The organism is Massilia sp. P1_C10 (genome assembly GCF_056406475.1).
This window is the reverse complement of sequence record NZ_JBFUAC010000008.1, coordinates 70,682-91,616: the sequence shown is the minus strand read 5'-3', so window position 1 is coordinate 91,616 and position 20,935 is coordinate 70,682. Positions and strand designations below refer to the sequence as shown.

17 protein-coding genes are annotated in these 20,935 nt (G+C 67.0%); 8 read left to right on the top strand and 9 right to left on the bottom strand.

The window, feature by feature from the left end:
- Positions 1-22: 22 nt before the first annotated feature.
- Together AC1D02_RS17370 and AC1D02_RS17365 are read right to left on the bottom strand one after the other, a co-directional pair.
- Entirely contained in the window at positions 23-535 is a 513-nt protein-coding gene (locus tag AC1D02_RS17370) for a hypothetical protein (RefSeq protein WP_477319125.1), read from the bottom strand.
- 5 nt (positions 536-540) lie between these two features.
- Positions 541-1,044 carry a CcdC protein domain-containing protein gene (locus tag AC1D02_RS17365; protein ID WP_477319123.1) on the bottom strand — a complete coding sequence of 168 codons (504 nt, stop codon included), beginning with the start codon at positions 1,042-1,044 and terminating at the stop codon, positions 541-543.
- Positions 1,045-1,174: 130 nt separating this feature from the next.
- On the opposite strand from AC1D02_RS17365, the gene AC1D02_RS17360 reads away from it, so the two are divergent.
- Both AC1D02_RS17360 and AC1D02_RS17355 read left to right on the top strand, forming a co-directional pair.
- Complete coding sequence (locus AC1D02_RS17360; RefSeq protein ID WP_477319121.1) at positions 1,175-3,613, top strand: S9 family peptidase; 2,439 nt, start codon at positions 1,175-1,177, stop codon at positions 3,611-3,613.
- 103 nt (positions 3,614-3,716) lie between these two features.
- Positions 3,717-3,878 (top strand): hypothetical protein, encoded by a 162-nt coding sequence (locus tag AC1D02_RS17355; protein ID WP_477319119.1) that lies wholly within the window; start codon positions 3,717-3,719, stop codon positions 3,876-3,878.
- Here the strand turns inward: AC1D02_RS17355 and AC1D02_RS17350 are convergent.
- Both AC1D02_RS17350 and AC1D02_RS17345 read right to left on the bottom strand, forming a co-directional pair.
- Positions 3,875-8,275 carry a translocation/assembly module TamB domain-containing protein gene (locus AC1D02_RS17350; RefSeq protein ID WP_477319117.1) on the bottom strand — a complete coding sequence of 1,467 codons (4,401 nt, stop codon included), beginning with the start codon at positions 8,273-8,275 and terminating at the stop codon, positions 3,875-3,877. The two genes, AC1D02_RS17355 and AC1D02_RS17350, sit on opposite strands and share 4 nt — an antisense overlap.
- On the bottom strand, positions 8,275-10,047 hold the full coding sequence (locus tag AC1D02_RS17345) for an autotransporter assembly complex protein TamA (protein WP_477319377.1): 1,773 nt from the start codon (positions 10,045-10,047) through the stop codon (positions 8,275-8,277). Before AC1D02_RS17345 ends, AC1D02_RS17350 begins: the two co-directional genes overlap by 1 nt.
- A gap of 169 nt (positions 10,048-10,216) precedes the next feature.
- Between AC1D02_RS17345 and queC the strand changes: the two genes are divergently transcribed.
- Positions 10,217-10,933, top strand: a complete 717-nt coding sequence (gene queC, locus AC1D02_RS17340; protein WP_477319115.1) for a 7-cyano-7-deazaguanine synthase QueC — start codon at positions 10,217-10,219, stop codon at positions 10,931-10,933.
- Positions 10,933-11,739: a substrate-binding periplasmic protein gene (locus tag AC1D02_RS17335; protein ID WP_477319113.1), complete on the top strand. Its 807-nt coding sequence runs from the start codon at positions 10,933-10,935 to the stop codon at positions 11,737-11,739. The genes queC and AC1D02_RS17335 overlap by 1 nt, the downstream gene beginning before the upstream one ends.
- 54 nt (positions 11,740-11,793) lie before the next feature.
- On the opposite strand, the gene AC1D02_RS17330 is transcribed toward AC1D02_RS17335, so the two are convergent.
- Positions 11,794-13,158 carry an SGNH/GDSL hydrolase family protein gene (locus AC1D02_RS17330; RefSeq protein WP_477319111.1) on the bottom strand — a complete coding sequence of 455 codons (1,365 nt, stop codon included), beginning with the start codon at positions 13,156-13,158 and terminating at the stop codon, positions 11,794-11,796.
- Positions 13,159-13,403: 245 nt separating this feature from the next.
- Between AC1D02_RS17330 and AC1D02_RS17325 the strand changes: the two genes are divergently transcribed.
- On the top strand, positions 13,404-14,147 hold the full coding sequence (locus AC1D02_RS17325; RefSeq protein ID WP_477319109.1) for a metallophosphoesterase family protein: 744 nt from the start codon (positions 13,404-13,406) through the stop codon (positions 14,145-14,147).
- A 7-nt stretch (positions 14,148-14,154) separates the two neighbouring features.
- Here AC1D02_RS17325 and AC1D02_RS17320 read toward each other — a convergent pair whose 3' ends face one another.
- Positions 14,155-14,529: a hypothetical protein gene (locus AC1D02_RS17320; RefSeq protein WP_477319107.1), complete on the bottom strand. Its 375-nt coding sequence runs from the start codon at positions 14,527-14,529 to the stop codon at positions 14,155-14,157.
- Between the two features lie 246 nt (positions 14,530-14,775).
- On the opposite strand from AC1D02_RS17320, the gene AC1D02_RS17315 reads away from it, so the two are divergent.
- Positions 14,776-15,276 (top strand): hypothetical protein, encoded by a 501-nt coding sequence (locus AC1D02_RS17315; RefSeq protein WP_477319105.1) that lies wholly within the window; start codon positions 14,776-14,778, stop codon positions 15,274-15,276.
- A gap of 93 nt (positions 15,277-15,369) precedes the next feature.
- Positions 15,370-16,752 carry a GAF domain-containing sensor histidine kinase gene (locus AC1D02_RS17310; protein WP_477319103.1) on the top strand — a complete coding sequence of 461 codons (1,383 nt, stop codon included), beginning with the start codon at positions 15,370-15,372 and terminating at the stop codon, positions 16,750-16,752.
- A gap of 88 nt (positions 16,753-16,840) precedes the next feature.
- Here AC1D02_RS17310 and AC1D02_RS17305 read toward each other — a convergent pair whose 3' ends face one another.
- Complete coding sequence (locus AC1D02_RS17305; protein ID WP_477319101.1) at positions 16,841-18,346, bottom strand: DUF3369 domain-containing protein; 1,506 nt, start codon at positions 18,344-18,346, stop codon at positions 16,841-16,843.
- Positions 18,347-18,483: 137 nt separating this feature from the next.
- Complete coding sequence (locus tag AC1D02_RS17300; protein WP_477319099.1) at positions 18,484-19,227, bottom strand: DNA-formamidopyrimidine glycosylase family protein; 744 nt, start codon at positions 19,225-19,227, stop codon at positions 18,484-18,486.
- Positions 19,228-19,389: 162 nt separating this feature from the next.
- On the opposite strand from AC1D02_RS17300, the gene AC1D02_RS17295 reads away from it, so the two are divergent.
- Positions 19,390-19,878 (top strand): DUF3016 domain-containing protein, encoded by a 489-nt coding sequence (locus AC1D02_RS17295; RefSeq protein WP_477319097.1) that lies wholly within the window; start codon positions 19,390-19,392, stop codon positions 19,876-19,878.
- 42 nt (positions 19,879-19,920) lie between these two features.
- Here AC1D02_RS17295 and AC1D02_RS17290 read toward each other — a convergent pair whose 3' ends face one another.
- Positions 19,921-20,928, bottom strand: coding sequence for a hypothetical protein (locus AC1D02_RS17290; protein ID WP_477319095.1), 1,008 nt, complete (start codon positions 20,926-20,928; stop codon positions 19,921-19,923).
- Between the last annotated feature and the right edge of the window lie 7 nt (positions 20,929-20,935).

The window sequence follows — 20,935 nt, the reverse complement described above, 5'->3', positions numbered from 1 at the left end:
CCCAGTCCTTGGGCCGCGGCTTCTAAACCTTGTCGATCGCCTTGCGGATCCGGTAACGCCACAACGCAAGTCCCGCCGAAATCGTCCCGAAGTATCCGCCCGTCAGTCCGACCGCCAGCATCGACACCATGCTGTCGGTGAAGCGCGGCATCGGCACATTGCTGCCCTGGTTCGCATACAGCTCGAAGCCGACGTACAGCACGCGCGCCGTGAACAGCATCGCAATCAGGATCCCCAGCCGCGCCGGCGGCGTGAAGTAATAGCCTTCCTCGGTCTCCTCATAGCGCGTGTGCTTCAGCCCCCACACGCCGTAACCGATGCCGGCGGCGGTGCCGAGCGCCAGCCATCCCAGCATCGCAGGCCGCGAAAACAGTTCCGATGCCGGCACCAGCACCATCGCTGCAAACACGAACAGCCCGGTGTTATGGCGCGAGACGATCGAGCGCTGGCGCGCCATCGCCGTGCGCAGGCGCGAGTAAATACGCCAGACCAGGAACGGCGTCAGTACCAGCAGGGTGAGGGTGGTGATGTTCATCGATCTCAGTTCGATTGCGCCGACGCGCTTTTCCGCCAGCGCAGGATGCCGGCGGCGTAGGTGGTGTAGTAACCGGCCAGCACGCCGAACACGATCAGGGTCAGCGGGCTGTTCGCGAAATCCTGCGAATGCGAGACGCCCAGCACATAGAACTCATAGAAGCGGTACAGCAGGCGGCCGACGAACAGCATCGACACCAGGATGCCGATATGCGCGTTCGGCGTGTAGTAGAAATCGGGTCCGATTTTTTCGTAGACGGTCTTGCGCAGGCCGATCGCGCCAAGCACGACGCCGCCCGCGACGCCGGCCGCCATGCCCGCCAGCGACATCGGATGCGCCAGCGCCATCGAGGCGAGCATGACAAGAATCAGGGGGAACAGGATCACGCCGACCCAGTGGCGCCATGCCTGCGAATGCTGGCGCACCATCAGGCGCTTGACGCGCTGGTAAACACGCCACATGACGAAGGGGACGAGGACTGCCGCGATGATCGGAGCTGATGGTGCCATGTTCAATGATCCTTGAAGGGGGGACGTTATCGAGCCGCCATTGTAATCCGCGCGCGCCGCCCCGGCCACATGCCGATTGACATCCGCCGTCCGAATGCGCAACATGGCTCGTCCAATCACCGAGGCCGCCATGCGCAAAACTCTTCCCGCCGTCCCATTAGCCTTGTCTCTGCTCGCCGTCGTGCCAGCCCATGCCCAGTATCAACTGCCCCCCGCGCCCTTGCAGGCGATCGTCGACGCGCCGCGCGCGCCTGCCTTGAGCCTGTCGCCCAAGCGCAACCTGGCGGCGATGGTCGCCACGCCGGCGCTGCCGTCGATCGTCGAAGTGGCGCAGCCCGAGCTGAAGCTGGCTGGCCTGCGCATCAATCCGCGCACCTATTCGCCCAGCCGCTTCAGTTTCGGCACCGACCTGACGCTGCTCGACGTGCGCACCCAGGCCGAAGCGAAAGTGACCGGCCTGCCGAAAGGCCTTCGCCTGGCAGACCTATCCTGGTCGCCCGACCAGCGCCACATCGCGTTCACCCACGTGGCGTTTTCGGACAAGGGTTCGGCGGTCGAACTGTGGCTGGTCGACGTCGCCGCCCGCAGCGCGCGCAAGCTGACGACGCAGCCGATGTCCTATGTGTCCGGCGCCGGCTTCAGCTGGCTGCCCGACGCCAGCGGCCTGCTGGTCCACTTCAAGCCCGCGTCGCTCGGCAAGGCGCCGCCGACCACCGGCATCCCGACCGGCCCGAGCATCCAGGATACCGGCACGGCCGGCACCACGCGCCAGCTGCGCACCTATCCCGACCTGCTCAAGAACGAGGAAGACGCGCGCCTGTTCGAGCACTACGCGACCGTGCAGCTGGCGCTGGTCGACCTGGCCGGCAAGACGCGCCTGGTCGGCGCGCCCGACCTGTTCACCGGCGCCCGCGTCGCGCCGAACGGCAAGTACATCCTCGCGCAGGCGATGAAGCGGCCGTTCTCGTACATCGTGCCGGCGTCCAGCTTCGCGCGCCGCATCGACGTGCGCGACCTGTCGGGCAAGCAGGTGCACCTGGTGGCCGAGCGGCCGCTGGTCGAGGGCCTGCCGCCGGGGAACGACGCGGTGCAGGACGGCGTGCGCGACGTCAGCTGGCGCGTCGACGCGCCAGCCACGCTGGTGTGGGCCGAAGCACAGGACGGCGGCGACCCAGCGAAGAAGGCCGACATCCGCGACATCGTCTACACCCACTCGGCGCCGTTCGCCGGCCAGCCGGTGGTGCTGGCGAAACTCGGCTCGCGCTACAACGGCGTGCAGTGGGGCCGCGGCGACCTGGCGCTGCTGTCGGAAGCCTGGTACAAGACGCGCGCGGTCAAGACCTGGCGCATCGCGCCGGACCAGCCGGCCACCGCGCCCCAACTGGTTTTCAGCTACTCGGCCGAGGACCGCTACAACAATCCGGGCCGCCCGGTGACCCAGCCCGACGCCGCCGGCTTGCCGCGCCTGCTGATCGGCCCCGACACCACCATCCTGCTGGACGGCGCCGGCGCATCGAACGAGGGCGATCGCCCGTTCATCGACCGCTTCAGCCTCGCGACCAAGAAGAAGGAACGGCTGTTCCAGAGCGCCGCGCCGTACTACGAAAATCCGGTGGCGGTGCTGAGCGACGACGGCATGCGCCTGTTGACCACGCGCGAGTCGCCGACCGAGCGCCCGAACTACTTCATTCGCGATCTGACGAAACCCGCCGACGCGCAGCTCACCGCGCTGACGCATTTCCCGCATCCGACGCCGCAGCTGAAGGACGTGCAGAAAGAGCAAATCCGCTACAAGCGCGCCGACGGCGTCGACCTGACCGCGACGCTGATGCTGCCGCCGAACTACGATCCGAAGCGCGACGGCCCGCTGCCCTTGCTGATGTGGGCGTATCCGCAGGAGTTCAAGAGCGCCAGCGCCGCCAGCCAGACCACCGGTTCGCCGTACCGCTTCAACGCGGTCAGCTTCTGGGGCCCGGCCGCCTTCCTCGCGATGGGCTACGCGGTGCTGGACAATCCGTCGATGCCGATCGTCGGCGCTGGCGACGCCGAGCCGAACGACACCTACCTGCCGCAGCTGGTGGCCAACGCCGAGGCGGCGGTCAATGAGGTGGTGCGGCGCGGCGTGGCGGACCGCCACCGCATCGCGATCGGCGGCCACTCGTACGGCGCTTTCATGACCGGCAACCTGCTGGCGCACACGCGCCTGTTCAAGGCCGGCATCGCGCGCAGCGGCGCCTACAACCGCACCCTGACGCCGTTCGGCTTCCAGTCCGAGGAGCGGCCGTTCTGGAAGGCGCAGGACGTGTACCACACGATGTCGCCGTTTAATAACGCCGACAAGATAAAGGATGCGCTCCTGATGATCCACGGCGAGCAGGATAACAATTCCGGCACCTTCCCGATCCAGAGCGAGCGCATGTTCCAGGCGATCAAAGGCTTGGGCGGGACGGCGCGGCTGGTGATGCTGCCGAACGAAAGCCACGCCTACCGCGCGCGCGAATCGATCATGCAGATGCTGTACGAGACCAATCTCTGGCTCGAAAAATATGTCAAAAACGCGAAACCTTAACGGTTTTTTGGGGTCTGACCATAGGTCAGACCCGCATTCGTAGCGAACGCAATCGGCAAGCTGATTGTGGTAACGTCAACACTCCATTTGCAGGAGCGAGACCATGAATCCAGCAGTTATCGAAGCGCACCGCGCCCCGGACCCGGTGCCGGCCGACCAGCCGACGCCCGAGCCGTTCGACAATCCCCATCCGCATCATCCGCCGGTGCATACGCCGCAGAACGACGACCAGGTTCCCGACCCGAATCCGTCAATCCTGCATTAATCGAAGGCCCATGAATACAGCACGTCGAGCGCGGTGTTCGTGCCGGTCTGCAGTTGCAGGGTGATGCGCGGATTGAGCTTGTAGCGCAGCTTCACCAGGCTCGACGCCGTGGTCGCGCCCTGCTCGAAACTGATGTAGGCGCGCGCCGAGATCCGTTTGCCGACCGTGACCACGGTGCTCTCGAGCCCCTTGGCCTGCGACAGTCCCAGTTCGTCGACGCCCAGCGAGTTGGCGAGACGGGACTGGAAGCCGCCGCCTTTTCCGCCCAACAACGCGCCCGCAGCGGCGCTCAGCACGCCGGCCTCGTTGCCCGACGTGCCTTCCATCCCATGCCCCAGCACCAGCCATGACAGCTTCTCGCTGTCCGGCACCGACGGCGTCGACACCAGCTTGGCGGCCGGCGCCAGCGCCGTGCCGCGCACTTCGACGCCGGCCTCCACGTTGGTCTCGGTGAGCTGGTCGCCGTCCGGGCGCTTGCGCACCGCGAGAATGTTCAGCGACGGATTGTCGTAAGGTCCGTTGAAGGTGATGACGCCGCGTTCGATTGCCAGCTTCTGGCCGTATGCCGCGTAATTGCCGGAGACGACGCGGATGGTGCCGTTGACGCGCGGCGCCCGGCCGCCGGAAGCGCGCACCCGCGCCGTGCCGGCCAGCTCGGCGTCGATGCCCATGCCGCGCAGGCGGAACGAGTCGCCCAGGTCGGCTTCGACATCGACGGTCAGCGGCATCGCCGGTTTGGCATCCTTCGGCGGCAGGCCGGCCTTGTCGCGGCCCAGCACCACAACGTCGTCCGACAGCACCGGCCGGCCCTGCGGCGCCAGTTCGACCAGCGCGCGGTCGGCCTTGAACTTGCCGTCCAGTGTGAAGTGCTTGGCGTCGCGCACCAGCGTGCTCTGGCCGGTGATGACGAGAGTGCGGTCCGGGCGCGACAGGATTTCGAGCTTGTCGGCCACCAGCTTCAGGTTCATCGTCGCTTCGCCGCCGGAGAAGCGCACGGCGCCGTCGGCCACTGCGCGGCCGGTAGCGCCGTCGAAGGCCAGGCGCTGCAGCACCAGCTGGTCGCCGGCCAGCTGCGCGCGCAACTGGCCATTGCGCAGCTTGACGCCCTGGTCGGCCCAGCGCAGCGCGAGATTGTCGCCGCTGACGCTGCCGTTCAGGGTAGGGGAGCCGACGGTGCCGGCGCCGGTCAGGTTCAGCTTGAGCGCGCCGTCCAGTTCCAGCGCGGGCTGGCCGGAGAGCGGCGCGAGCCAAGCGACCGATCCCATGTCGGCGGTGGCTTCCAGCCTGAGCGGGCTGTCGTTGCCGAGGCGCCCGTCGATCATGCGCGCGGTGGCGTCGACGCGCGCGTGGCCGGCCTTGACGCCGTCGATATCGAGCTGCATGCGCAGCGCGCCGCCGGCGACGTCGGCGCGCGCGTCGAGCGTGCGCAGGCCGAGCACCACTGGCACTTCGCTGCCGGCGACCAGGTCGCCTTTTTCACGGAATACGTGCAGCATGCCGTTCAGCGCGGGCGCCGCGCCGGCCACGGCCTGCATGTCGAGCGCCCATTGCGCGCCCAGCGTCAGGTCGCCCGCGAGATTGTCGCGCATGCCTTGCGAGAACTGCGACAGGTAGGTCAGCGGCACGCCGGCGGCGATGCCCTTGCTGGTCCAGCGCGCGCCGTTCTTCTCCAGCGACTGCACCGATACCGTGCCTTCGGGGAGCTTGATCACGGCGTTGGCCAGTGTGACCTGCTCTGGCTTGGTCAGTCCCATCACGCCCGAACCCGGCGCGCCGGCAAGGCGCAGCGCGGTCGGCGCCTGCAGCGTCAGCGCGTAGCGGCCGGTGTTCTGCAGCTTGTCGACGGTGCCGGTCCAGGTGCCGGCGTTCCATCCGCCGCGCACCTCGGCCAGCCCATCGAAGCTGTCGCCCTTTGCGGTCAGGCGCAGTGCGTGCGCACCGCGCGTGCCGCTCGTTTGCAGGTGCGCGTTCGCGATGCGCATCGCGCCGCTGGCGTAGTTGACGATCTCGATGTCGCTGACCAGCGGATCGGCCGCGCCCTGGCCGCTGCCCACGCTGGCGGTGGCGCGCAGCGTCTTGAGCTGGTGCTTGCCCAGCAGGCGCAGGTTCTGGCCGTCGAGCGCGAGCTTCAGCGCCGGCGCCTGCATGCTGCCCGAGACCGTGCCCGAGCCTTTCAGCGCGCCGCCGAAGTCGGGGCCGAGCACCGCAAGCTGCGGCGCGTCGATGCGCCAGTCCAGCTGGTCGCTGCCGGCGCCGAAGCTGCCCTTCGCGTTGATCACGTTCGGGCCGACGTGAAGGTCGACGTCGGCGTTCGACACGTGGCGCGCGTCGGCGGCGACTTTGGCGTAGCCGAACAGCGGCGCGTTCGCCAGGGTCGACGGCTGAAGGTTCAGGTTCAGCGCGCCGTGCCAGTCGGCGCCGAGGCGGCCGCTGAAATCGAAGGCGCCGTTGACGCTTCCCGGCAGGGGCGAGCCGAACGCCGCGGGATTGAACCTCTGCGCCGTGCCGCTGGCCTTCATTTCCATTACGCCGGCAGTCAGCCAGGCGTCGCCGCCGGCGTGCAGGACGCCGTTGTCGGCCTTGCGTGCGGCGGGTGTCCATCCGAGGCCGTTCGCATCGACCACGAAGCTGGTGCGCGGCGCGGCCATCGTGCCGGTGATCGCGCCGCTGGCTTTCAGCGCGCCATACAGGTCGCTGCGCGCCGCCGACAGCTGCTTGCCGTCGACGTTCCATAATAGGCGCTCGCCCGGCTTGCCGAAGCTGCCGCGCAGGTCGATCGCGTTCTGCCCGAGCGCCAGCGCGGCGTCGACGTTGCTGACGTGCGCTGCGTCCGCATCGAGCTTGCCTTTGCCCGACAGCGGCTGGTTGAACAGGCGGCTCGGGCGTAGCGTGAAGTCGGCCGCGACCTTCCACGCCGGCGCGACGTGGCCTGCGGCGTGGATGTCGGCATTCAGGTCCGCGACCGGATAGTCGCCCAGCGCGGCCGGATTGAAATGCGCGGCGCTGGCGTTGACCTTGAACTTCTGGTCGCCAGCCAGGCTGGCATTGCCGGTCAGGTCGACCCGCCCGGCGCCGACAGCCAGCCGGCCTTCCTCGATCGTCAGCAGGCTGTCTTCGAGCGAGGCGCGGGCGTCCAGCCGCAGGCCGCTGTCGGCCAGCCTGGCGATCAGCATCTGGCTATTGCCGGCGTTGGCCAGCTTGATGTCGCCGGCGATCTTCGTCGACTTCATTCGGCTGTGCAGCAACTTCAGGTCGATGCGGTCGGTGTGCAGCGCGAATTCGGCGGTGCCGAGGCCCTTGTCGTCCCTGGTGCGCGCGACGACGCCGCTGCCGGTGAACTTGCCGGCGGCGCCGAAGTCGACCAGCACATCACTGATGTCGAGCTGCGCCAGGCTGCCGCCCAGTTTTCCGCGCATCGCCCGCAGCGGCAGGCGCTGGTGGTCGATGGTGCCCGCCGGGCCCTGGTTGTCGATGGCGACGCTGCCGCTGACGTCGCGGTTGGCGCCGATCTTCGCGGCGACGGCGATCGACAGGTCCGCGGTCGGCAGCGCCGGGTTGAAGAAGCCGGGATCGATGCCGCGCCCGTTGATGGTCATTGCGCGCAGCGGAATCGGCTCGAACGGCGCCAGCGAGAATTTGGCGTCGCCCACCGCGGCGCCGGACTGGCCGTCTGCCGCCAGCTCGGTGGCGGTCAGGTCGCCGGTCGCGCGCAGGTTCAGCTGGGCCGGCTTCTGTCCCGCCTTCGGCTGGAGCTGGGTCAGGCTGCCTTTCGCGTCGAGCGCGAACGGTTTCGACGCGCCGATGCTGCCGTCGGCCTTGAGCATGCCGACGGTGGTGATGGCGCTGGCGTCGCGCAGCTGCCAGCCCTTGCGGTCGCCGTGCAGCTTGAAGCGCACGTCGGCCAGCACGGTGCCGGCGGTGGCGCCGGGCGGGATCATCTCGACCTTCGCGACCTGGCCGTCGGCGATCGCCAGCTCGAACGGCGGCGCCAGCGACACCGGCATTTTGGCCGGCTCGGTTTCGCGCAGCGCCCTGGTGGTCACGCTGGCCGCGCGCAGCTTGCTGATGGCGACGCCCTTCGACAGGTACTGCCATGGCGACCAGTCGATGTCGATGTTGTCGGCGTCGATCTGCTGGTCGGGACTCTTGAACACCGCATGCGCGATGTGCATCGACCCGTACAGCGATCCTGTCACGCCGGTCATGACGATGGCGCCGTTGCTGGACGTGGCGACGCGCTGCGCCAGCGTTTGCAGCGTGGCTTCGCGCCCGCCGTACCAGTAGGCGCCGGCCAGCAGCGCGGCGGTAATCGCGGCGGCGATGGCGAGGCGGCGCGGCCATCGGCGAGTGCGCACCGGCGGCAGCGCTTTTCCGGTGGGAGTGTCGTGGGCGGCCATCAGAACGTGAATCCCAGCGAGAAGTGCAGGCGCACTTTTTTGACGGCGTGGCCGTAAGCCACATCGACGTTGATCGGTCCGACCGGGCTGCGCCAGCGCGCGCCGATGCCGTAGCCGGACTTCGGATGCAGGTCTTTCAGCGAATCGGCCGCGTTGCCGGCGTCGTAGAAAAACGCCACGCCGTACGGCGGCTTGAACCAGTACTGGTATTCGGCGCTGCCGGTGAGCAGGTAGCGTCCCGGGACCACCGCCTTGCCCTCCATGACGCCCAGCTCCTGGTAGGCGTAGCCGCGCACCGACTGGTCGCCGCCGGCGCGGAACAGGAAGGTGCTCGGCACGCCGACCTTGCGCTTCGACGCCACGGCGCCGGCTTCGGCGCGCAGGATCAGCGTGCTGGCCGATCCGATCGGGCGGAAGTTGACGAAGCGGGTAGTGGCGCGGATGAAGCGCTCGTCGGTCAGCACCGGCAGCACGGCGCCGCCGATGGTGCCGTTGATGACGTAGCCGTCAGTCGGCGACAGCAGGTTGTCGAGCGCGCGCTTGGTGATGCTGTAAGTAAGGGGGACGCTCTTGCTGCTGGTGGTGCCGATCACGCCCGCGACGTTGCGCTGCTCGCTCAGGTATTCGAGCGTCACGCTGCGTTCGAGCAGCGGCGAACCCCAGGCGCGGCGCGCCGCCAAGGTCGAGACGCTCAGGCGCACGCCTTCCAGGTCGGTGCGCTCGAAGCCGGCGCCGATGCTGTCGTTGTAGCCTTGCGGCTTGGTCGGGAAGTAGAAGTCGGCGCGCGCGGTCTGGCGCAGCGTCTCCAGGACGACGTTGCTCTTCATGCGCAGGCCGAACACCGACAGGTCGTCGTAGCTGACCTGCGCGCGGTTGCCTGTATTGGTCGAATAACCGAGACCGGCGGAGACGTTCTTCTGCTTGTTCTCGGTCACGCGCACCAGCAGCGGCGTGGTCACGGGACCGACGGCGACGGCCGGCTTCGGCGCGCCTTTCTGCTCCTCGGTCAGCTGCTCGATGTTCTCGTCGAGAATGGCGGCCATGTCGGCGCTGACGTCGACGCCGCTGAAGTAGCCGGTGTCCTGCAGGCGCGCCTGGAATGCCTGCAGCGCCGCCTCGTTGTATTCCTCGCCCGGCTTGATCTGATTGAGGTTGGTGATGAGGGTGGCGGGGTAGCGCTTCAGCCCTTCGATGCGCAGCTCGCCGAAATGCACTTCGGGGCCGCTGTCGAGCACCACCTTGAGCAGCGCGCGGTGCATGTCGGGATCGACCGTCGCCTGCGATTCGACCAGCTGGGCGCGCGGATAGCGCACCTGCATCACCTGGCGCAGCAAGTTGCGCTTGGCCTGTTCCCAGTCCGCGGTGCGAAAGCGCGCGCCGACCGGCAGGCTCCATTTGGCGCGCAGCGCGTCGCCATTGAACTTGACCGCGGTCGCCGCGATCGGCTCGAAGCCTTGCAGCACCAGGTCGATGTCGCCGACCAGCACCGGCTGGCCCGGGTCGACCATCACGCGCGCCTGCAGCTGGCCGTTGCTGTCGTCGAGGCCCGCGCTGACCCTTGGCGAGTAGTAGCCTTCGGTGGCGACCAGCGTGCGCACCTGGTCGGGCGTGTTCTTGATCAGGCGCTGCAGCTGGTCGCGGTCGAGGCGCGGGTTGCCGCGCCAGCGCACCAGGTCGAGGTTATCTTCCAGCAGCTGCTCGAGGGGGCGGGGCGCGTCGATCCTGACGGTGTAAGGAACGCCTTGCGCCAGGGCGCCGGCCATGGCCAGCATGCCGAACACGGGCAACCCGATCTGTGCCAAAATTCGTGGTCGTGCCGGCGCATGCGCGGATCTGTGGTCGGGTCTTGCGAGAAACATGTCGCTCCATTCGGTAAATGCTGAGCGCATCTTACCGGATCGTTGAAATTGATGGCGAACGCCTCACCTGAAAGCCCTATCCATGTCGCATACCGATTCAGCCCTGGTCCTGTTCAGCGGAGGCCAGGATTCCACCACCTGCCTGGCCTGGGCGCTGGAGCGCTACGCGCGCGTCGAAACCATCGGTTTCGACTACGGCCAGCGCCACGCGATCGAGCTGACGGTGCGCCCGGCGGTGCTGGCCGGCGTGCGCGCGATCAAGCCGGAATGGGACGCGCGGCTGGGCGAGGACCACATGGTGGACCTGGCTATCATTGGCCAGATTTCGGATACCGCGCTGACCAGCAACGTCGAAATCGAGATGCTGGCCAACGGCCTGCCGAACACCTTCGTGCCGGGCCGGAACCTGCTGTTCATGACCGTGGCCGCGACGCTGGCGTACCGGCGCGGCTTGACGGTACTGGTGGGCGGCATGTGCGAGACCGATTTCTCCGGCTATCCGGACTGCCGCGACGACACCGTGAAGGCGCTGCAGGTGGCGCTGAACCTCGGCATGGCGACGCGCAGCAAGCTAGAGACGCCGCTGATGTGGCTCGACAAGAAGCAGACCTGGGAGCTGGCCAAGGAGGCCGGCGGCATGGCGCTGGTCGACCTGATCCGCGAGCAGACCCACACCTGCTACCTGGGCGACCGCGGTGCGCTGCACCCGTGGGGCTACGGCTGCGGCGCCTGTCCGGCGTGCGAACTGCGCGCGCGGGGCTATGCGCAGTTCGCGGCCGCCGAAGCCGCCGCCGGCTGATGATGAAGGCGCAGCTTGGCTGGCTGTGCCTCGGCGCGGCGCTGGCCGGATCGGCAAAGGCGAAGGAGCCTGTCCCGGCCGAGCTGGCGAAACGCCCGGTCGCGCTGGTGGCCGACGACTGGTGCCCGCAGCACTGCGAGTCCGACCCGAACCGCAAGGGATACATCGTGGACATCGTCAGCGGCGCGCTGGACGAGGAGGGCATTCCCTACACGATCGTGTATCGGCCGTGGACGCGCGCGCTGCGCCTGACGGAGCTGGGCACCTACGACGGCGTGCTGACGCCGACCGTCGCCGGCTACGCGCAGTTTCAGTTCCATCGCGAGGCGGTGGGCTACCAGCAGTACTGTTTCTACGTGAACGCCGATTCGTCCTGGACCTATTCGGCGCCGAAAGACCTGCTCGGCAAGCGCGTCGGCTACCTGAAGGAGTCGGGCTTCGGCCATCTCGGGTCGTACATGGCCGCGAACAAGGGCGCCATCAAGGTCGAGGAGTTCGCCAGCAGCGACGACTTCATCCGCCGCATCTTCAAGTTCCTCGCCGCGGGGCGCGCCGACACGGTGATCATGACCACCGACGTGTACGACATGGCGGTGCGGTCGGGCGATACGCCGCGCACGTTTCGCAGCGCCGGCTGCCTGGCCAGCGAAAAGCTGGCGGTCGGTTTGACGAAGGCGCATCCGGAACGCTCGCGCCTGATCGGCGAAAGGCTCGACAGCGGCATCCGCAAGCTGCGCCAGTCGGGCCGCCTGAAGTCCATCCTCGATGAATACGGCATCGCAATGTGGCCGGCCTCCCAGCGTTAGCGGCGCGCCGATTATGCAATATTTCGCATAATTTCCGGGTCCCATCGCGACTGGCTAGAACCAGCCGCGCTCGATCATCCTGACTTGCATGAAGCGGGCGAACAGCGCGTTCTCGAACGGCGTCGGATGGACGCTGTCGGCGAACAGGTAGTGGCTGACATCGCCGGCGATAAGGTTGCTGCCGTTGCAGGCCAGCGAATACCCCTGCAGCGCATTCGGACCGCAGGCCGGCGTGGTGATATTGGTCAGGCCGTAGGAGGCCGGAGTGAGCGCCTGGTCGTGGGTGAACGCGAACGCGTCGGCCAGCAGCACCTTCGGCTGGCCGGCGACGCCGTTCTTGAGCTGCTCGTTGAAGGCGGCGACCATCGCCTTGATCAGCTCCTGCACCGATGCCGGCTGGGCCAGCGACGACGGGGTATTGGCGAGGTCGCCCAGGTTGCCGAGCACGACGAAGTTGGCGCCCTTGCCGACCAGCTGGTTGTTCACCAGCGCGGCCAGCTCGGCGCCGGCGCCGCCCATCGCGGCGACCAGCGCCGGTCCATGGTCGGCGGCATATTGCGCGCCCGCCGCGGCGCCCGCGGCCTGCGCGTCCACCTGCGCCTGCGCCACCATCGGGCCGTAAACGGCGGGATCGGCGACCGCGGCGTTGCCCGGCTGCCGCGCCGCTTCCGCCACCGCGGCCTGCACCACGCTGGCGTCGGTGTGACCGGGGCGCGCGGCTTCGGCCCGCAGCGCCGCGCCGATCGCCGCCGCCGCCGCCGCGGGATCGCTGGCGCCGGCCGCAAGCTGCGCCGTCAGCGAGCTGCCGAACTTCGCGGCGCCCGCCGCCTGGCCGGCCGCGGCGGCATCGGCCGCGAGCTGGTCGAGCAGGGACAGGGCATCGTTGCCGCCCCCCGACACGAACACCAGTTCGTCACCCTTGAATTTGCCGCCGGAGCGCGCCAGGTGGTTGGCGATCTGCGTCGCCACCGGCACGGTGAGCTGCCCCAGCGGCGAGCCGGTCAGCTTGTTGCGCGGGCCGACGGGATTGTTCACGCGCGCGCCGCCCTGGGCATAGCCGAAGCAGCCGGGATGGTCGGTGACCGGCACCGAGAAGCCCAGGCTGGCGTCGCCGTCGAGTCCGGTCTGCGCGGCGCAGGGAGCCGGCAGGCCCAGTTGCGCGGCGATGACTTCGGTCCAGTTCTTGCCGGTGAGGGTGGGATTGATTGCGGTGTTGTCGCCGTTGATGGTGTACTTGCCGCCGCGCGCCGCGGCCACCGCGCCGACCGCGTAGGTACCGACGTCGGACAGACTGTCGCCGAAGGTCACCTGTGCACTGTAGTGATTGCGCTTTGGCTGATCGCTGTCGCTGTGGCTGCCGCCGCATGCTGTCATCAGCGCGGCCACCAGCAGGGCCAGCAATAGATTGATTGTCCGCATGATCACTCCCGTATGGAAATGTAGCGAGGAAATCGAATAAGAACGTCGCGCACGGAGGCGTTTCGCACTCCCTTCAATATGCCAGCGTTCTCTCGGCGGCGGCACACGATTGCCGGGATTGTCGAGTTAGAGGTGGTCGATCAAAGCGGGCTGTCGCGGCCGGCCGGCGCCGCCGCCGTGGTATGATTCAGCCCCAGCCATGGCGTTGTTGCGCCGCGGCGCCATCACCGTATGCCACGCCCTCCATGCGCCTCGCCCTCCTCACCGACCTGCACGCCAATCGCGAAGCGATGAGCGCCTGCCTGGCGCACGCCGAGCAGCAAAAAGCCGACCAGTACGCGTTCACCGGCGACTTCGTCGGCTACGGCGCCGATCCGGCATGGGTGGTGGACACGGTGATGCAGTACGTCGCGCGCGGCGCGGTGGCGGTGCAGGGCAACCACGACTACTCGGTCACGCGCGAGACGCGCCCGCAGATGCACGCCGAGGCGCGCGAGGTGATCGAATGGACGCGCGGCCAGCTGAACGCCGAGCAGATGGCCTTCCTGGGCGCGCTGCCGCTGACCGAGGAACGCGGCAACATGCTGTTCGTGCACGCCAGCGCTTCCGATCCGATCAAGTGGGAATACGTCACCGGCATCGAAGAGGCCGAGCGCAGCCTGCGCGCCACGCATTGCAAGATGGTGTTCTCGGGCCACGTGCACAAGCCCTCGCTGTTTCGCCGCGCCGACGACGGCCGCATGGGCAGCCATACGCCGGCGCCGGGCGCCCGCATCGCGATCAAGCCGCAGCACCAGCACCTGGTCATCCCGGGCGCCGTGGGCCAGCCGCGCGACGGCAACTGCAGCGCGTGCTACGCCTTGTACGACGATGTCACGCGCGAGCTGTCCTACTTCCGGGTGCCTTACGACCACGGCGCCGCGGCGCGCCGGGTGATCGCCTCCGGCCTGCCGATCGTGTTCGCGATGCGCCTGATCGAAGGCATTTGAAGCGCGCTTAAACGGTCTGCGCCTTGAGGCGGTTGCGGCGCGAACGGCCCATGAAGAACCAGATAATCGCGACCGGGATCAGGATCGGCAGCAGCAGCGGCGAGATCGCGGCGGCGACCACCAGCGCGGCCAGCGCGAGGGCGAACACCACGATCACGCCGACGCCGGCGAACACCACTGCCAGCACCGCCCCGACGAACAGCATCACCAGCGCCGCGATGATCATGCCGCCGCCGGCGAACAGCAGTCCCAGCACGGCGCCGAGCGGGCCGCCGACCTCCTCGCCGTCGATGTCGAAGGTCATGCCGGATCCATGTCCGAACAAATTCCAGGCCAGCAGGGCGAACAGGAACAGGATGACGAAGGGGGCGATTTTTTTCATGCCAGGGCCTCTTTGTGTGGTGAACGATTCGAGTGGGTATGCATGCACTGTAGCGATGCGGCCCGGGGCGAGCCATCGGATTGCGACAGACTGCAATTTCGGCGGGTCGGGCGCGGCCAAAGGGGCGATGAATTGCGCGGTGCGCCGCGGGTTTTCCATTTGTGCGGCGCGCAAAGATGCGGTCAGGTCCGCCGGACCTGACCCCGTAGCTGTAGAATGGCGCCTTGAGAATTTGAAAGCGCACACATGAACGACCACGCAGAAGAACACCAGCCGGACGACGACGAACCGGTGCAGGAACCGCGCCTGTGGAAGGGCAACGGCTGGACCGCGAAGGTCATCAAGAATGAGGACGACGAGGGCTGGGCGGTGGCGATGATCAAGGACGGCGAGCCGGAGCCGGCGCTGGTCGGCCCCTGGACCATGGGCCGCGACAAGAAGAACCCGAAGCCGCTCGACACCAACGCCTTCAACACGCTGGTCAAGACCGCGGCCGAAGTGCTGCGGCGCCACGAGCAGCAGCTGCACGCGCAGCTGCACAAGAGCGTCATCGTGTTTGCCAACGGCGGCGAGCTGAAGGTCACGCTGGACATCATCCCGGACGACGAGCATCCGTACGCGCTGCTGTCCGCCACCGACGAGATGGGCGAGCGCATCGCCCAGGTCAAGGTGAGGCCGGACTTCAAGCTGTCGCCGTCGAGCGCCTCGGACTGGGTCGAGAAGGATTTCCCGGCGCCGCGCGCCTAAAAGCCACACTTTCCGTCCTTTTGTTAAACGGCCGGAGCCGATCCGGCCGGGGAACTGCTAATATTTCCCCGATGCACTAACAAGAGGATCACGATGGAAGAAAGCCGTCTCAATCGACTGGAGACTGTGCAGGCGATGCTGCTCGAACTGGGGCAGATGTCCACCACCTGCAGCGATATCACCGAATTCATCCGCGCCGTGCACCGTTCGCTCGGGCGCATCATGTATGCCGCCAACTTCTACGTCGCGCTCAAGGAGAACGACGAAGGCGGCGTGCGCTTCGTCTACTTCGTCGACGAGGTGGACGAGACCATCGACCCCGACAAAGTCATCACGCTCGCGTCGCCCAACCAGTCGCCGACGGCGTGGGTGATCCTGAACCGCAAGAACCTGTTCATGTCGGCGGGGGACGACCCCGTCGCTCATCCCGAGCGCGTCGGCTGGGGCATCGGCAGCACCGCCGAACAGTGGATGGGCTGCGCGCTGCTCGACCAGCAGCACCAGGCGCTGGGCGCCATCGTCATCCAGAGCTATACGCCGGATCACACTTTCAGCGAAGAAGACCAGGCGCTGTTCGCGCTGCTGGCGAACCACGTGTCGAACGCGCTGCAAGGCCTGCAAAGCATGGACCGGCTGGAGAAGGCGGTGCACGAGCGCACCGCGGCGCTCGAGCAGAAGAACGCGGCGCTGCAGGAAGCGCAGTCGGAGCTGGTGCGCCAGGAGAAGCTGGCGTCGCTGGGCCGCCTGGTGGCCGGCGTGGCGCACGAGATCAACACGCCGCTGGGCATCTGCGTGACCGCGACCAGCCACCTGGTGCAGGAACTCAAGCTCACGCGCGAGGACCTGGCGGCCGGCGTCATGACCGCCGAGAGCCTGGACTCCTTCCTCGACATCGTCGACCAGTCGCTGCGCATCATGACCACCAACACGCAGCGCGCGGCGGCGCTGGTGCGCAGCTTCAAGCAGGTGGCGGTGGACCAGTCGTCCGACGACATCCGCAATTTCAACCTGAGGACCTACCTGCACGAAGTGCTGCTGTCGCTGCAGCCGAAGCTCAAGGGCCGGCCGGTGAAGGTGGAGATCGACTGCCCGGCCGAGATCCTGATGGAGAGCTTCCCCGGCGCGGTGTCGCAGATCGTCACCAACATGGTGATGAATTCGCTGGTGCACGGCTTCGAGGATGGGCGGCCCGGGTCGATCGCGATTCGCGCGGCGCTGGAGGACGACGACATGGTGGTGTTCGACTACGCCGACGACGGCGCCGGCATGGATGCCGACACGCTGGCCAAGCTGTTCGATCCCTTCTTCACCACGCGGCGCGGCAGCGGCGGCAGCGGTCTGGGTGCGCACATCCTGTTCAACCTGGTGACCGGGTCGCTGGGCGGGACGGTGAAGGTGGAGAGCGCGCCTGGGCAGGGGCTGAAGTATCACCTGCGGTTTCCGCGCAGCCGGCGCAAGGAGCGGCGCGCGGCGTAAACGAAGCTGTTCCTTCGTTACGCGGCTCCGACAAAACCGGGGTCAGGTCCGACGGACCTGACCCCGGCAATTGGTCCGCGGCGTATCCCTAATCCGGCCAGCGGCGGTTGATGTCCACCGCCTTGTCGATATTCGCAATCAGCAGCTCGACGAACTTCGGATCGAGATGGCGCCCCGCGACTTCGCGCAGGTGGCCGGTGACCTGGTCGATCGGCCACGCCTCCTTGTAGCAGCGCTTGTGGCACAGCGCGTCGAACACGTCGGCGACCGCGACGATGCGCGCGTACAGGTGGATGTCGTGACCCTTCAAGCCTTGCGGGTAGCCGGTGCCGTCGAATTTTTCGTGGTGCTGGTGCGCGATCACCGCGGCGGCCTTGAGGATCGGGCGCGACGAGCCGTCCAGGATCGACAGCCCGACGTTCGGATGCTGCTTCATGATCTCCCACTCGCCTTCATCGAGCTTGCCCGGCTTGAGCAGCACCGAATCGGGAGTGGCGATCTTGCCGATGTCGTGCATCGGCGCCGCGTGCATCAGCACCGCAGTTTCGTCGTCGCTCATGCCCGACGCCTGCGCCAGCAAATGGCACACCTGCGACATGCGGCGCACGTGGTTGCCCGCTTCGTGCGAGCGCGATTCCACCACGTCGCCCAGGCGCAGGATCAGTTCGGCCTGGGTATCGGTGATCTCCTGGTTCAGCAGGATGTTGTCGAAGGCGATGGCGACGCCGGAGCAGAACACTTCGAGCAGCTGCGCGTCGATGTCCGAGATCTCTTCGACGCCCTTGAGCACCAGCAGCGAGGCCTTGCCGCTGCTGTTGGGGAAGAAGCCGACGTAGGTGTCGCCGTGCAGGCGCGAGATGCGGTTGCGGCGCGCGTCGTCCAGCTGGGCGATCAGCTCCGGCGAAATGACGTCGCCGTCGATGTCGCCGATTTTCGCCAGCACTTCGTATTCGGTCTCGCCCGTGATCAGGCTGGCGCCGGACAGGCGCAGCAGCATGCTCTGCTCGAGGCGCAGCAGCGCGACGACTTGCTGCAGCAGGCCGCTGGCGAAGTCCTTCAGGTTACGCTGCTGGAAAATGTGGGCCGAGGCGGCGATCACGCGCTCGAGGCCTTCGCGATAATTGTGCTGGGCGCGGCGCGCGTCCTCGACCTTCATGATGTCGCGGTAGGCGCGCAGCGCTGCGAACGTCGTCGTGAACAGCTTGGTGCGATCGAGCTCGGTCTTTTCCTTGTAGTCGTTGATGTCGTAGTCGACGATCACGCGCTCTTCCGGCGCCTGGCCCGGCTGGCCGGTGCGCAGCACGATGCGGGTGAACTGGTTGTCCTGGTCCTTGCGCATCCAGCGCGCCACTTCCAGGCCGCTGTCTTCCTTCTCCATCACCACGTCGAGGAACACCAGCGCGATGTCGGTCTCGCGCGCCAGGATTTCCTTGGCTTCGGCGCCGCTGTAGGCGTGCAGGAAGGTCAGGGCGCGGTCGTCGAGCCGGAAGCGCGACAGCGTCAGCTTGGTGACGTCATGGATATCGGGTTCGTCGTCGACGAGCAGGACTTTCCATGGGGCGAGCTTGGGCGCGGCGGACGACAGAAAAGACATGGGGCGAATTCCGATACCGTAGGATGTCAATGCAACAAGATTACATTGCTTAATAGCAGGCTTTGCGACGATTGTAGTATGAGAAATGCCTGATAACAACAAACATTGTTAAATTGGATTCCGGGTCACAACAGGCCCTAGGCTGCGGGATAGCGCTTCTGGCAACGTTCGCAAAAGAAGCTGCGGCGCTTGGTGTGCCCGAGGTGGGCCTTTTTGAAGGGGATGTCGCAGCGCGGACAGGTGACTTTCTTGTGCGCCAGCCAGTGCTGGCGCAGCACGAAGGCCTTCTTCCATTCGAGGAAATCGAAGCTGTAGTTGCGCGCTTCGGCCACCAGCTGACGCAGCTTGGCCGGCGGCAGCGCGCCGACCGTCGACAGCGGATGCACCCGGATGCGGAACAGCACCTCGTTCTTGATGATGTTGCCGACGCCGGCGAAAATGGTCTGGTCCAGCAGGGCGTCGCAGGCCAGCGTATCGGGCGCGGCGCGCAGCTTCTTCAGCGCCCTGGCCGCGCTCCAGGTGTCGGACATCACGTCGGCGCTCCAGTCGTACACCGCGTCCAGGTCCGGATCGACTTCCTTGATCGAGCAGCCGTAGAAATTGATCGCGCCGCCGTCTTCCATGCCCAGCGCCAGGCGCGGCGGGCGGTCCTTCTCCTCGTCGATGCGATAGCTGCCGAACAGCATGAAGTGGACCCGCAGCACGATTTCCGGCAGTTCGATGATGAACTGCTTGCCGAACGAGCGCAGCGACAGGATCGGCTGTCCGACCAGCCCGGCCGGGTCGACCGCGGTGGTATTGCCCTTGGCGCTGACGATGTGCTGGCCCTCGAAGCGGGCGGTTTCTTCTTTCAGGATGACGATCGATGGTCCTTCCGGCATGGCGCTCCTCCTTTTCGCCATTCTGGAACGGTTCGCAGAATCCGCCCGTGCGCGGCTTAACATTTCGATACAAACCTGCGTTGTCAGGAACAAACGCGCGGGCGGAATCGGCGTATATTTGCAGTCGGGGGAATCCCTCCACAGCGAGTGAAGGAATCGGACATGAGCACCACATTCAAGAGCGTGGCCCTGGCGGGCCTGTTAGCGTTGGCGGCGGGCGGCGCGTCGGCCGGCGTGACGGTGACGTTTAACCATCCCGAAGAATTCCGGGACATGCCGTTTTCGCCGTGGGATCGCGAGCAAGTCCTGAAAGAGCTGGGCGACCACTTTGCGCTGCTGGGGCGCAAGCTGCCGCCGGGGCAGGATCTGCGCATCGAGGTGCTCGACCTGGACCTGGCTGGCCAGATGCGGCATGGCCGGATGGGCAACGACATCCGCGTGCTGCGCGGCGGGGCCGACTGGCCGCGCATGGTGATCAGGTACAGCGTCGAGTCGAACGGCCAGGTGATCAACAGCGGCGAGGACCAGCTGCGCGACATGATGTACATGGACCGCAGCAATCCGTATTTCGACGGCGAGCCGCTGCGCTACGAGAAGCGCATGATCGACGACTGGTTCAAGGAGAAGTTCGGCATCCGCCGCCGCGGCTGATGCAAATGGGGTCAGGTCCGCGGGACCAGACCCCAACATGGTTTACTGCGCCTTCTTCTCGATGCGGCGCTGCACGTTCGCCATCACGTCCTTGACCGCATAGTCGGACGGCACCGCGAACAGCGACGCGGCCGGCTCTTCGCGCTTGATGCTGCCGAGGCGATAGATGTTGTCCCCCGTGCGCGGGTCGCTGTGCTTCGTCAGCACCGTCACCTGCAGCTCCGGCGAGAACCAGGTCTCGTCCGACACCACGATCGCGTTGCGGTTGCCCACCTCACCGGCCGGAATCTCGTAGCTGCGCATCTTGCCTTCGGCCTTGATGCCGTCGATGTCGCGCGTGCCAAGGTCCTTCGTGGTCGCCTTGGACGACCATTTCGAATCACCGAAGGCGCCGGCCAATGCGCCGAGACGAACCTGGAGGTCGCCGCCAGGTGCGAGCAGCATATGGTGGCGCCCCTCGATCTTCATCCGTTCCGCCTTGTCGATCTCGATCTTGACGTCGTCGCCCTGGTCGCCGGCATGGCGAATGATGATCTCGCGGCGCTCCCTCATCTCCGGCAGCTTGCCTTCCTTGCGCAGCGCTTCGATGCGGGCGCGCGCCGCTTCGGCCGCAGCGGCGTTCAGCTGCTTGTTCGGCGCGATCTGCGTCGCCGTCTTCTCGCGCGGGTTGAGGATGTAGGTCGTGCCGCTGACCGGATCGTGGATCGTGATGTGGCGCACTTCGCCCTTGGGGTCGCGCATCTCCTGGCGCGTGCGGCCGGCGCCGTCGCGGTAGGTCATCGAGGTGGTCTTGTGGGTGATCTGGTTGCCGTCGGCGAGGTTCTGCACGCGCTCGGTGATGACCTCCGCGGTGTACGGCAGGTTCTTTACCGGCCTGCCGGCGAAGCGCATGCCTATACCGGCAAAGGCGTTGGCGTCGAAAGCCCGCACCTCGCGCACTTCGCGGGCGACGACCCGATTCTCTTGTCGCTCGCCCTCGGATTCGGCGGCAAGGGCAGGGACAAACAGCGTGGATAGCAGTGCGGCCAGAATGAAGTTAGTGCGTTTCATGTCGTTC

Excerpts from the sequence above, each read along its gene's own strand:
- AC1D02_RS17370 (WP_477319125.1), bottom strand. The coding sequence starts at position 535 with ATGAACATCACCACCCTCACCCTGCTGGTACTGACGCCGTTCCTGGTC.
- AC1D02_RS17365 (WP_477319123.1), bottom strand. The coding sequence starts at position 1,044 with ATGGCACCATCAGCTCCGATCATCGCGGCAGTCCTCGTCCCCTTCGTC.
- AC1D02_RS17360 (WP_477319121.1), top strand. The coding sequence starts at position 1,175 with ATGCGCAAAACTCTTCCCGCCGTCCCATTAGCCTTGTCTCTGCTCGCC.
- AC1D02_RS17355 (WP_477319119.1), top strand. The coding sequence starts at position 3,717 with ATGAATCCAGCAGTTATCGAAGCGCACCGCGCCCCGGACCCGGTGCCG.
- AC1D02_RS17350 (WP_477319117.1), bottom strand. The coding sequence starts at position 8,275 with ATGGCCGCCCACGACACTCCCACCGGAAAAGCGCTGCCGCCGGTGCGC.
- AC1D02_RS17345 (WP_477319377.1), bottom strand. The coding sequence starts at position 10,047 with ATGCTGGCCATGGCCGGCGCCCTGGCGCAAGGCGTTCCTTACACCGTC.
- queC (WP_477319115.1), top strand. The coding sequence starts at position 10,217 with ATGTCGCATACCGATTCAGCCCTGGTCCTGTTCAGCGGAGGCCAGGAT.
- AC1D02_RS17335 (WP_477319113.1), top strand. The coding sequence starts at position 10,933 with ATGATGAAGGCGCAGCTTGGCTGGCTGTGCCTCGGCGCGGCGCTGGCC.
- AC1D02_RS17330 (WP_477319111.1), bottom strand. The coding sequence starts at position 13,158 with ATGCGGACAATCAATCTATTGCTGGCCCTGCTGGTGGCCGCGCTGATG.
- AC1D02_RS17325 (WP_477319109.1), top strand. The coding sequence starts at position 13,404 with ATGCGCCTCGCCCTCCTCACCGACCTGCACGCCAATCGCGAAGCGATG.
- AC1D02_RS17320 (WP_477319107.1), bottom strand. The coding sequence starts at position 14,529 with ATGAAAAAAATCGCCCCCTTCGTCATCCTGTTCCTGTTCGCCCTGCTG.
- AC1D02_RS17315 (WP_477319105.1), top strand. The coding sequence starts at position 14,776 with ATGAACGACCACGCAGAAGAACACCAGCCGGACGACGACGAACCGGTG.
- AC1D02_RS17310 (WP_477319103.1), top strand. The coding sequence starts at position 15,370 with ATGGAAGAAAGCCGTCTCAATCGACTGGAGACTGTGCAGGCGATGCTG.
- AC1D02_RS17305 (WP_477319101.1), bottom strand. The coding sequence starts at position 18,346 with ATGTCTTTTCTGTCGTCCGCCGCGCCCAAGCTCGCCCCATGGAAAGTC.
- AC1D02_RS17300 (WP_477319099.1), bottom strand. The coding sequence starts at position 19,227 with ATGCCGGAAGGACCATCGATCGTCATCCTGAAAGAAGAAACCGCCCGC.
- AC1D02_RS17295 (WP_477319097.1), top strand. The coding sequence starts at position 19,390 with ATGAGCACCACATTCAAGAGCGTGGCCCTGGCGGGCCTGTTAGCGTTG.
- AC1D02_RS17290 (WP_477319095.1), bottom strand. The coding sequence starts at position 20,928 with ATGAAACGCACTAACTTCATTCTGGCCGCACTGCTATCCACGCTGTTT.